Genomic DNA, 11,920 nt, shown 5'->3' with positions numbered 1-11,920 from the left:
TACTCAATACTTAATACTCAGTACTCGCTTTGCTCCTGCTGCTCGCCCTCGCGCGGCCCGCTGACCATCAGCAGCTGCGCCATGCCCTCCGGCGCCAAGTCTTCCATGATTTCGAAGAAATTCTTGGGCACCAGCCGTTTGGCGCGCTCCAGCAGCAGCGGCACGGGACTGGACGGTTCATACTTCTGGTAATACTGGCTGATCTTGTCCAGCATGCGTATCACGTCGGCCCGGCTGGCCACCTCGCCGCTGATGGCGCCGCCGCGCCCCGCGCGCCCACCGCCGCCCGCCGCGCCGGCGCCGCCGTCTTCACCTTCGCCCTCATACTCGCCTTGCGCCGGCGCGCCCTCGTCGGCCTCGCCGGCCTGCTCGGCGAAGAAATCGCGTCCGCGCCGCAGCAGGCGCACCAGGCCGTCCAGGTTCAGCGCCTGCGAGCTGCCCACCTGGCGCACCAGTATCAGTTCAATCTGCGTGGCGCTCTCGCAAGCGGCGGCCAGGCCGGCGCTGCTGGCGGCCACCCGTTCGGGGTCCGCGTCGCGCAGGGCGGCGGCGATGGAATGCAGTTCTATCTTGCTTTCGCCCTCGGCCGGCGGCAGCTCGCCGCTGCTCACTTCGAGCGTGCGCAGCGACAGCGGCCCCAGTCCGGGCAGCATCAGCAGCGTGGCGTCTTTCAGTTCACGCAAAAAGGCGTTGTCGACCAGGGCGGCCAGGGAATTGATGCGCAACATGGGGTCCATGTCGTCGTCGGGGTCGAGCTGGGGATGGACGCTGTCCCAGCGCTGGTCCAGCAGGCGCTCGATCAGCGCCAGGCCGCTGGCCATGCCCGGCGCGCCTTCCAGCGCGAGCAGCGCGCGCGACAGCGAAACGGCTAGCCGCAAATCACGGCTGCGCTCCAGCAGATCCTTGGCCAGGCGCTTGACAACCTTCCATTCCGGCGGCACGGCAGGCGTGATGGTGTCGCCATACTGGACTTCCGGCTTGCCCAGGATGGCCTGCTCCAGCTCGAGGAACTCCGGGTCGTATTCAAGATTGGGGCCGCACGGCGCGTCGGCCTCGACATCCTGAAGCAAAGAATCTATATCCACTCCACCACCTTAGGCAAATAACCGATTTTCGACCATGACTATAACTTGAAATTGGGAAAAGTATTCTAAAAAATAATTCTATTTTGACACGAATTTGTTGCCCAAACATATTGCAAGATGTGCAGCGTTATGCTTATGCAGCCGTGTCGAGGGCGGCGAGGAATTCGCTGGCATGCTGAAAGCGCCCCGACGGCGCCTTGGCCAGGCCACGGCCGATCACGGCCTGGAAGCGCGCCAGCGCCGGCGGCAGCGGCGGCGGCGCCCCGATCAGCACCTGCTGCATCATCTGGAAAGGCGTGCCTTCGAAGGGACGGCGTCCGGCCAGCATCTGGTACAGCACCACGGCGGCGGCGAACAGGTCGCTGCGCGGATCGGCCTGGCCGCGCATCTGCTCGGGCGCCATATACCCTGGCGTGCCATGCGCGCTGGCGGCGCCGGCCTTGCCGGCAAGGCCGAAGTCGGAGATTTTCAGTGCGCCGCCGGCGTCGAGCAGCAAATTGGACGGCTTGATGTCGCGGTGGACCACGCCCGCGCCGTGCGCGTACTCCAGTCCTTCCAGCATTTGTGCCATCCACGCCACGGCGCGCGCGGCCGGCAGCGGGCCTTCCTGCAACAGCGCGGACAGCGCGGGACCGGCCATATATTCCATCACCGTGAATCCGGGCGCCGCCTCCAGCACCGCCACGATGCGCGTGTGGCGCAGCCCCGGCGGCGGGAAAAGCGGCGCAGCTGCCAGCTTCAGCGCCACCTGTGCGCCGTCCGGAGCGCCGGCCAGCCACACGCCGGGAGCCAGCGCGCGCCGCAGCACATAGGCGCCTGCGCGCCCGGGCAACACACTGCCGATATTTATTTGCATGGGCGCTGGCTTACAAGGTTGTCATTCGCTTATCATACGACGAGACGTTTCTGCTATAAACTTAATCTTTCCAAAGTCTTATACGAGTCTTGCCACTCACATCGCCACATGAATGAACTGAAGCAGCTGGGCCGGTATCAATTATTGCGCGTGCTGGGACGCGGCGCGATGGGCCTGGTCTATGAAGGTGTCGACCCCAAGCTGAACCGCCGGGTCGCCATCAAGGTCATCCACATGGGCCGGATCGACGATCCGGCGCTGCGGGCCGAATATTCGGCGCGCTTCACCCAGGAGGCGCAGGCGGTCGCGCGCCTGAACCACCCCAATATCGTCACCGTGTACGACTTCGGCGAGGAAAACGGCGAAGCCTACCTGGTGATGGAGCTGATCGCCGGCGAGGAGCTGGGCAGCTATTTCGACGATAGCCAGGTGTTCTCGCTCGACTTCACGCTGGAAGACTCGGTGCGCATGACCTGCGAGCTGCTGGACGCGGTGGACTACGCCCACCAGCAGGGTATCATCCACCGCGACATCAAGCCCGCCAACATTATGCTCAGCGGCCAGCTGCGCGTGAAGCTGACCGATTTCGGCGTGGCCCGCATGCAGGACGTGAACACCATGCACACCGAAGCGGGCACCATGGTCGGCACGCCCAGCTACATGTCGCCCGAGCAGATCACCGGCCAGGCCGTGGGACCGCGTTCGGACATTTTCGCGGTCGGCATCATCCTGTACCAGTTCCTCACCGGCGAAAAGCCCTTTGTCGGCCAGGGCCTGTTCGCGGTGCAGCAGAAAATCGTCTACGAGCAGCCGGAGCTGCCGAGCACCCTGAGCCCCCTGATCAGCCCCGCCTTCGACCGCGTGGTGCTGCGCGCGCTGGCCAAGCGCCCGGAAGACCGCTACCCGAGCGCGCGCAGCTTCAAGGAAGACCTCAAGCGCGCCCTGAACGGCGAAGAAGTGGGCCTGGACGACACCATGCCGCCGCAGGCGCGCATGCAGAACGCCTTCCTGGCCGGCACCGGGGCTGCCTCGGGCGCCGTGCATGGCATGGGCGCCCCCAGCACCCTGCCCCCGTTCCAGCCCTACGCCGCCGGCGAGGATCCGGACGCCACGCAGATCTCGGGCGTCGGCCTGCCGCTGCCCACGCCGCCGGGCCTGGACCAGGACGCCACCGTGGTCACCACGCCGCCCGGCGTGCGCCCTGACGTGAAACGCTGAGAGCAGCGGCCATGACCTCCGCCGAAGACCGGCTGCACTTCTTCAAACGCCTGCAGCTGCTGACCAACAAGATCCACGCCACGCAGGATATCGACGACATCATGCTGGAGATGTCGGCCGAACTGTGCGAGCTGTTCAGCGGCGACCGGCTCACCATCTACGCGCTGTCCGAGGACAAGAGCAGCATGGTGTCCAAGGTGAAGACCGGCCTGGCCTCGTTCAAGCAGCTCAAGCTGCCCATCTCGGCGCAAAGCATTGCCGGCTACGCGGCGCTGTCGAAGAAAATGCTCAACCTGCTGGACGTGTACGACGAAGCCGAGCTGCGGCGGCATGATGCCGCGCTGTGCTTCCAGCAGGGCGTGGACCGGCGCACAGGCTACCGCACGCAGCAAATGCTGGTGGCGCCCATCCTGGCCGAGGACGGCGCCGTGCTGGGCGTGCTCCAGCTGATCAACAACCGCAAGGGCGGCGCCTTCGACGCCATGGTGGAGGAAGGCGCGCAGCACCTGTGCGACTCCATCGCCATCGCCTTCGCGCACCGCCACAAGGCGCCCACGCGCGAGCGCAGCCGCTTCGCCGGCATGCTGTCCGAATCGGCGCTGCCGCGCACCCAGCTGGACCAGGCGCTGCGCAGTGCCGCAGCACGCAACATCGACATTGAAGACGTGCTGCTGGACGAACTGGCCATCAAGCCCGCGCTGGTGGGCCGCGCCCTGGCCGACTTCTTCGGCGTGCCCTACTTTATGTTCCAGGTGGACCGGCGCCGCCCGCAAGGCCTGCTCGACAGCTTCAACCGCGAATACGTGGTGCAGAACCAGTGGATGCCGATCGAGGAAGGCCGGCACGGCCTGTTCATCCTGGCGGTGGACCCGGACCAGCTGAAAGCCAGCGGCGCCGTGCAGCGCGTGTTCCCGAACGCCACGCCGATCTACTGCGTGACCACGCGGCGCGAATTCGGCTGGATGGTGAACCAGTTCTTCGGCGCCGCCAATGCGGCGGCGGCCGACGCTTCGCCTTCCGACACGGTGCCGCCGGCGGCGCCTGCGATTGCCCCGCCGGCAGCCCAAGCCGCGCCGTTTGCCATCCCGGACCATGCTTCATCCGAAGCCACCATCATCGCCGCGCCGCGCCGCCCGCCCATTCCCGCGCTGCCGGATGTTGAACAAACCCTGGTCTCCAGCGCCATCAGTCCGCTGCTGCTGGCCGCCGCGCAGCACGGCATCAGCGAACTTCACATCACCACCACGGCCGGCCCCGACGGCGAAATCCGCTTCCAGGCCACCGGCGTGCTCAGAAAGGGTTAATGTCCTACCCCATCCATAACAAGCTGGTGATCGGCATCGCCTCCAGCGCCCTGTTCGACCTGTCGGAATCGCACAAAGTCTACGAAGACGGCGGCGAGGAGGAATACCGCAAATACCAGGAAGCGCACCTCGGCGACATACTGGGCAAAGGCGTGGCCTTCCCCTTCATCCGCCGCTTCCTCAACATCAACAAGCACTTCCCAGGCCAGATGCCGGTGGAAGTGGTGCTCCTGTCGCGCAACTCGCCCGAGACCGGCCTGCGCGTGATGAAATCCATCGCCCACTACGGCCTGGACATCTCGCGCGCCGCCTTCGTCACCGGCAAGTCGCCCTACACCTATCTGCCCGCCTTCAACACCTCGCTGTTCCTGAGCGCGAACGCGGACGACGTGCGCAGCGCGCTGGCCAGCAACTACCCCGCCGGCCTGGTGCTGCCCTCTCTGATCGAGGACGACGAGGACGACATGGAACTGCGCGTGGCCTTCGACTTCGACGGCGTGATCGCCGACGACGAATCCGAAACCGTCTACAAGCGCAACAACGACGTGGGCGAATTCCACGCCCACGAAACCGAGCGCGTGGCCATACCCCACCGTCCCGGCCCGCTGGCGGACCTGTTCCGCAAGCTGCACGTCATGCAGCGCTACGAAGCCGCGCTGGCGCGGCGCGACCCGGGCTACAAGCGCATCCTCAGCATCGCCATCGTCACCGCGCGCAGCGCGCCCTCGCACGAGCGCGTGGTCACCACGCTGAAAAACTGGGGCGTGTCCGCCAACGAAACCTTCTTCCTGGGCGGCATGGAGAAGTCGCGCGTGCTGTCCATCCTCAAGCCCCACATTTTCTTCGACGACCAGCTCAGCCACCTGAAGTCCGAAGGCGGCACCATCCCCATGGTGCATGTGCCTTTCGGCGTGGCCAACCTGCCAAAAATTTAGCAGTGTGGCGGAATAGCATCTAGTGACAATCGGCGTAGTTTCAAAGCACCGCACGCACTAGAATTAGAAAACAACTATTCCCGGAGACACCATGAAAAAACTCGCACTCGCAGCGCTGATGGCCTGCGCCAGCCACGCCGCTTTCGCCGGAGACGGCAGTCACTGGGGCTACGCCGGCGCCGAAGGGCCGGACCAATGGGCCAAGCTCTCGCCGGACAACTACGCCTGCAACGGAAAAAACCAGTCGCCTGTCGATTTGAAAGGCACCATCCACGCCGCGCTCAAGCCGCTCAAGATGGAATACCAGGCCGGCGGCGGCGAAGTGCTCAACAACGGCCACACGCTGCAAGTCGGCTTTGCGCCTGGCAGCGCACTGTGGCTGGACGGCCAACGCTTTGAGCTGAAGCAGTACCATTTCCACGCTCCCAGCGAAAACCTGATCGCGGGCGTGTCCTATCCCCTCGAAGTCCACCTGGTCCATGCGGACAAGGACGGCAACCTCGCAGTCGTCGCCGTCATGTTCAAGCAGGGCGCCGACAACAAGGCGCTGGCCGCACTGTGGCCGCAACTGCCGAAGGAAGCCGGCGCCAAGGCCGCGCTGGCAGCGCCGCTGAGCGCGGCCGCCCTGCTGCCCGCCAAGCGCGGCTACTACCGCTTCAGCGGCTCGCTCACCACCCCGCCCTGCTCCGAAGGCGTGCGCTGGCTGGTGATGAAAAGCCCGGTGACGGTATCCAAAGCGCAGGTCGACGCCTTCGCCGAGCTGATACACCATCCCAACAACCGCCCGGTTCAAGCGCTGAACGGCCGCAGCATCCTGGACTGAAAGCGTCATGGCGCAGTAACAATGCATGGGTAGCATGCCGGAAGTTTTTATCCGTCAGCTCACAAAAGGAAACCCATGCAAGACCTCACCATGTTGCGCCGGCTGCCGCTGGCACTGGCCATCGGCGCCGCCCTGGCGCTGGCCGCCTGCGGCAGTTCCGACAGCAATGCGCCGCAAGCGCTCGTCATCCCTGCCGCGCCCGCAGACGCCGGCGCAGCCGACACCGCGCCGGTGCCGGCCGGCGTGCCGGCCTTCGTCGATAACGTCGCCACCAACCAGCGCGGCGACGCGCGCTACGCCACCGCCGCCACCAACGCCGGCGTGCGCGTGCTGATCGGCATGCTCGACATCTGGAAGCCGCTGACCGAGATCGTGGATGCGGGACAAACCGCGCCCGCAGTGGCGGGCTTCCCGGCTGTTGTGGCGTCAGCCTGGACCGGCCTGCCCAACGACGGCACTCCCGGCGGCACCATCGTCAACGCCGCCGTCCACAACGCCAATATCGACTACGTGGTGAAAGCCACCACCAGCCGCAGCAAAGAGCAGGAAGTGGCGGCCTACCTGGACGACAGGCGCGGCAAAGGCTATAGCCTGACCGACGGCATGGGTCCATTGACCGAAGCCTGGCGCAGCGCCGCGCGCCAGACCACCAGCATTACCGGCGTTCCCGCCGACGCCACCACGGTGCTGTACAACGACAGCGGCAATAATACGGGCGTCGCCGGTAGCGCTAACCCGGAGTTCGGCGACGTTGTCACGCTGGTCAACGCCATGGGCAACAACGGCTCTACCGAACCGGCCAAGCGCTTCTTCAAGTACGCGCGCCCCTACCGCTGGAGCAGCAGCGTGGTGGTGGTGCCGGCCCTGGTCCCGGCCAAGAGCAGCACGCCGTCCACCGACGGCGGCTTCACCAGCGGCCACTCGGCGGAAGCGGTGCGCGGCGCGATGGCCATGGCTTACGCCGTGCCGGAGCGCTACCAGGAGATTATTTCGCGCGGCCTGGAACTGGGCGAAAGCCGCATCATCGCCGGCATGCACTCGCCGCTGGACGTGATCAGTGGCCGCGTGCAGGCGCAGGCCATTGCTGCGGCCAACCTGCTGGATCCGGCCAATGCCGCCACCAAGGCTGCCGCCGTCACGCAGGCGCACGCCACGCTGATGCTAAAGACCGGCACCACGGCGGAGACTTTCAATGACTACGCCCATTCCGGCACCGCCGCCAACGACCGCTTTGCCGACTACGCCGCCATCAAGGCCGCCTATATCCGACGCCTGACCTTCGGCTTTACGCAGATCGGCGCCGCCACCGCGCCGGCCGTGGTGCCGAAAGGCGCAGAGGTGTTGCTGGAAACCCGCTTGCCCTATCTGAGCGAGGCGCAGCGCCGCGTGGTGCTCAAGACCACCGCGCTGCCGTCCGGCTATCCTATCCTGGACGACGCCGAGGGCTGGGGGCGCTTGAATCTGTTCGCGGCGGCGGACGGCTACGGCGTATTCACCGGCAACGTGGTGGTGGCGATGGACGCGGCCAAGGGCGGCTTCAACGCGAACGACCGCTGGCGCAACGACATCTCCGGCAGCGGCAAGCTGACCAAGCAAGGCTCGGGCACGCTGAAACTGGGCGGCAACAACACCTGGAGCGGCGGCACCCAGCTCGAGGCGGGCCGCCTGGAAGGCTATTCGGCCAGCGCCTTCGGCAAGGGCGACGTGTACGTGAGCGGCGGCACGCTGGTGAGCAATGCACCGGCCTCCCTGGCCCTGGCAGGCAAGTACACGCAGCTGGCCGCAGGCAGCCTGGAACTGAAACTGGGCAGCGGCCAGCAGGGCCGCCTGCAAGTGGCGGGTACCATGACGGTAGCCGGAGGCAGCCTGGTGGTGAGCTTCCAGAACGGCTACAGGCCGGCCGCCGGCGACACGCTCAATGTGATCGCCGCCGCCAGCATGCAAGGCAAGTTCGACACCATCACCGTGCCGGGCTTTAAGGTGGAAGCTGTCTATACAGATACCGGCTTGCAGCTGAAGCTGAGCATCTAAAGGCCGGCGGGTTACGCTGCTGCGCAGCTAACCCGCCCTACGCGTGCCCACAATACGCGTGCCCGCCGAGCCGGAGCCGGGATGGGGCCGTAGGGCGGGTTAGCACGCAGTGCGTAACCCGCCAGAGTAGCCACGCCCTCGAGTGGCATCGTCTATAATGTCCGGAGCGTGCGGGGACGGGTCCCGCGCTCAACCGTTCATAGATGTCATCGATGTCCTTTGACTTAAAAAAAGCACTCCCCAAGCCAGGCAACCGCTTTGCGCTCCCCACTTTGCATGGTTCCGCCGACGCGCACGCGCTGGCGCAGGCCGCGCTTGAACTCAAGGCGCGCGGCCAGATGCTGGCAGTGATCGTCGCCAACGCCAGCGACGGCCAGCGCCTGCTCGACGAAATCCCCTGGTTCGCCAGCGAAGACACGGCTTCAAAGCTGCGCTGCCACCTGCTGCCGGACTGGGAAACCCTACCCTACGACGCCTTCTCGCCGCACCAGGACCTGGTATCCGAGCGCCTGGCCACGCTGCACGAGATCCAGACCGGCCAGTGTGACGTGATGATAGTCCCCGCCACCACGGCGCTGGTGCGCATGGCGCCGCCGTCCTTCCTGGCGGCCTACACCTTCTTCTTCAAAAAGGGCGAGTCGCTCGACGAGGCCAAGCTGAAGTCGCAGCTCACGCTGGCCGGCTACACCCACGTGACGCAGGTGATGTCGCCCGGCGAATACTCGGTGCGCGGCGGCCTGATCGACCTGTTCCCGATGGGCTCCGCCCTGCCCTACCGCCTGGACCTGTTCGGCGACACCATCGAGACCATCCGCACCTTCGACGCCGACACCCAGCGCTCGCTGTACCCGGTGAACGAGGTGCGCCTCCTTCCCGGCCGCGAGTTTCCCATGGACGAAGCGGCCCGCACCACCTTCCGCAGCCGTTGGCGCGAACAGTTCGAGGGCGATCCCTCGCGCTCCGTGGTGTACAAGGACATCAGCAGCGGCATCGCCTCGGCCGGCATCGAGTACTACCTGCCGCTGTTCTTCGACGAAACGGCCACGCTGTTCGATTACCTGCCCGAAGGTTCCACGCTGGCCATGGTGGGCGACATCGACGCGGCCATCAAGCGCTTCTGGCTGGACACGCAGTCGCGCTACCGCTTCCTGAAGTCGGACCGCGAACGCCCCATCCTGGCGCCGGATGCCATCTTCCTGGGCGACGAACAGTTCTTTACGCTGGCCAAGCCGCACGCGCGCATCAGCATCTCGCGTGAAGACCTGGGACAGGCTTCCGAGATCTCGGCGCCGGTGCCCAATATCGCCGTCAACCGCCACCTGGACGACCCGCTCACCAATCTGCGCGCCTACCTGCTGCAAAGCGGCCGCCGCGTGATGATCTGCGCCGAATCCAACGGCCGCCGCGAAACGCTGCAGCAGTACTTCGGCGAATTCGACCTGGCGCTGGCGCCGGTGGAAGGCTACGAAGGCTTCCTGCAGTCGGACGCGAAGCTGATGCTGGGCGTGGCTCCGCTGCACGCGGGCTTCGAATGGTCCGCAGACCAAGGCCAGCTCGTATTCATCACCGAGACCGAGCTATACGCCGGTTCCGGCCGCCGTGCGGGCAAGAAAAAACAGGAAGGCGTCACCCAGGTCGAGTCCATGGTGCGCGACCTGTCCGAGCTGAAGATAGGCGATCCGGTGGTCCACATCAATCACGGCATCGGGCGCTACATGGGCCTGACCAGCATGGACCTGGGCGAAGGCGAAACCGAGTTCCTGCACCTGGAATACGCCAAGGACACCAAGCTGTATGTGCCGGTGTCCCAGCTGCACGTGATCTCGCGCTACTCCGGCGCCTCGCCGGACGACGCGCCGCTGCACTCTCTCGGCTCCGGCCAGTGGGAAAAAGCCAAACGCAAGGCCGCCGAGCAGGTGCGCGACACCGCCGCCGAACTGCTCAACCTGTACGCCCGCCGCGCGCTGCGCCAAGGCCACGCCTTCGAATACTCGGCGCACGACTACGAGCGCTTTGCCGACAGCTTCGGCTTCGACGAGACGCCGGACCAGGCAGCCGCCATCGGCAATGTGCTCAAGGATATGACCTCCGGCAAACCGATGGACCGCCTGGTGTGCGGCGACGTCGGCTTTGGCAAGACGGAGGTGGCGCTGCGCGCCGCCTTCATCGCCGTCATGGGCGGCAAACAGGTGGCCATCCTGGCGCCGACCACGCTGCTGGCCGAACAGCACGCGCAAACCTTCGCCGACCGCTTTGCCGACTGGCCGGTGCGCATCGCCGAAATGTCGCGCTTCCGTACCGGCAAAGAGATCGCGCAAGCCATCAAGGGCATGTCGGACGGCACGCTGGACATCGTCATCGGCACCCACAAGCTGCTGTCGGACGACGTGAAGTTCGAGCGCCTGGGCCTCGTCATCATCGACGAGGAACACCGCTTCGGCGTGCGCCAGAAGGAAGCGCTGAAGTCCCTGCGCGCCGAAGTGGACGTGCTGACCCTGACCGCCACGCCGATTCCGCGTACGCTGGGCATGGCGCTCGAAGGCCTGCGCGACTTCTCCGTCATCGCCACCGCGCCGCAGAAGCGCCTGGCCATCAAGACCTTTGTGCGCAGCGAGAACGAGGGCGTAATCCGCGAAGCCTGCCTGCGCGAGCTGAAACGCGGCGGCCAGGTCTACTTCCTGCACAACGAAGTGGAAACCATCCAGAACCGCCTGGCCGCGCTCACCGAGCTGCTGCCGGAAGCGCGCATCGCCGTGGCGCACGGCCAGATGCATGAACGCGACCTGGAAAAGGTGATGCGCGACTTCGTGGCGCAGCGCTACAACATCCTGCTGTGCACTACCATTATCGAAACCGGCATCGACGTGCCGACCGCGAACACCATCATCATGCACCGCGCCGACAAGTTCGGCCTGGCGCAGCTGCACCAGCTGCGCGGCCGCGTGGGCCGTTCCCACCACCAGGCCTATGCCTACCTGCTGGTGAACGACGTGCAAAGCCTGAGCAAGCAGGCGCAGCGCCGCCTGGACGCCATCCAGCAGATGGAAGAACTGGGCAGCGGCTTCTACCTGGCCATGCACGACCTGGAAATCCGGGGCGCGGGCGAAGTGCTGGGCGAGAACCAGTCCGGCGAAATGCTGGAAGTGGGCTTCCAGCTCTACACCGACATGCTGAACGAAGCGGTGCGCTCGCTCAAGGCCGGCAAGGAGCCGGACCTGGCGGCGCCGCTGTCGACCACCACCGAGATCAACCTGCACGTGCCTGCCCTGCTGCCGGCCGACTTCTGCGGCGACGTGCACGAGCGCCTGTCCATCTACAAGCGCCTGGCCAACTGCAAGGAACAGGACAAGATCGACGACCTGCAGGAGGAAATGATAGACCGCTTCGGCAAGCTGCCCGAGCCGGCCAAGGCGCTGATCGAAACGCACCGGCTGCGCATCGCCGCGGCCACGGTGGGCATCGTCAAGATCGACGCGCACAGCGAAGCCGCCACGCTGCAGTTCATGCCCCAGCCGCCCATCGACCCGATGCGCATCATCACGCTGATCCAGAAGAACAAGCAGATCAAGCTCAATGGGCAGGACAAACTCAAGATCACAGCGAACATGCCCGACCTGTCGGCGCGCGTCACGCAAATCAAGACCGCAATTAAACAACTGGTAGCCTGA

General features: G+C 65.7%; 8 protein-coding genes. 6 read left to right on the top strand and 2 right to left on the bottom strand.

Annotation, left to right across the window (positions count from 1 at the left end):
- Window positions 1–17: 17 nt before the first annotated feature.
- Together tssA and KT882_RS15005 are read right to left on the bottom strand one after the other, a co-directional pair.
- Window positions 18–1,085, bottom strand: coding sequence for a type VI secretion system protein TssA (tssA, locus tag KT882_RS15010; protein ID WP_228896477.1), 1,068 nt, complete (start codon window positions 1,083–1,085; stop codon window positions 18–20).
- Between the two features lie 133 nt (window positions 1,086–1,218).
- Window positions 1,219–1,941 (bottom strand): serine/threonine-protein kinase, encoded by a 723-nt coding sequence (locus tag KT882_RS15005; protein WP_228896475.1) that lies wholly within the window; start codon window positions 1,939–1,941, stop codon window positions 1,219–1,221.
- Between the two features lie 108 nt (window positions 1,942–2,049).
- Here KT882_RS15005 and KT882_RS15000 point away from each other — a divergent pair, with 108 nt between their 5' ends.
- The 6 genes from KT882_RS15000 to mfd all read left to right on the top strand — a co-directional run bounded on the left by KT882_RS15000 (window position 2,050) and on the right by mfd (window position 11,920).
- Window positions 2,050–3,159, top strand: a complete 1,110-nt coding sequence (locus tag KT882_RS15000) for a serine/threonine protein kinase (RefSeq protein ID WP_161075309.1) — start codon at window positions 2,050–2,052, stop codon at window positions 3,157–3,159.
- Between the two features lie 11 nt (window positions 3,160–3,170).
- Window positions 3,171–4,463 (top strand): GAF domain-containing protein, encoded by a 1,293-nt coding sequence (locus tag KT882_RS14995; RefSeq protein ID WP_228896471.1) that lies wholly within the window; start codon window positions 3,171–3,173, stop codon window positions 4,461–4,463.
- Window positions 4,463–5,398: a 5'-nucleotidase gene (locus tag KT882_RS14990; RefSeq protein WP_228896469.1), complete on the top strand. Its 936-nt coding sequence runs from the start codon at window positions 4,463–4,465 to the stop codon at window positions 5,396–5,398. Before KT882_RS14995 ends, KT882_RS14990 begins: the two co-directional genes overlap by 1 nt.
- A gap of 91 nt (window positions 5,399–5,489) precedes the next feature.
- Window positions 5,490–6,221: a carbonic anhydrase gene (locus KT882_RS14985; RefSeq protein WP_161075312.1), complete on the top strand. Its 732-nt coding sequence runs from the start codon at window positions 5,490–5,492 to the stop codon at window positions 6,219–6,221.
- A gap of 75 nt (window positions 6,222–6,296) precedes the next feature.
- On the top strand, window positions 6,297–8,252 hold the full coding sequence (locus KT882_RS14980; protein WP_228896467.1) for a phosphatase PAP2 family protein: 1,956 nt from the start codon (window positions 6,297–6,299) through the stop codon (window positions 8,250–8,252).
- A gap of 212 nt (window positions 8,253–8,464) precedes the next feature.
- A complete protein-coding gene (gene mfd / locus KT882_RS14975) occupies window positions 8,465–11,920 on the top strand; it encodes a transcription-repair coupling factor (protein WP_228896465.1) in 3,456 nt (1,151 codons plus the stop codon).

This window comes from Pseudoduganella aquatica (assembly GCF_020865585.1).
GTDB lineage: Bacteria > Pseudomonadota > Gammaproteobacteria > Burkholderiales > Burkholderiaceae_D > Rugamonas > Rugamonas aquatica_A.
The sequence above is the reverse complement of the archived record's forward strand: the minus strand, read 5'-3'. Positions and strand labels throughout refer to the sequence as shown.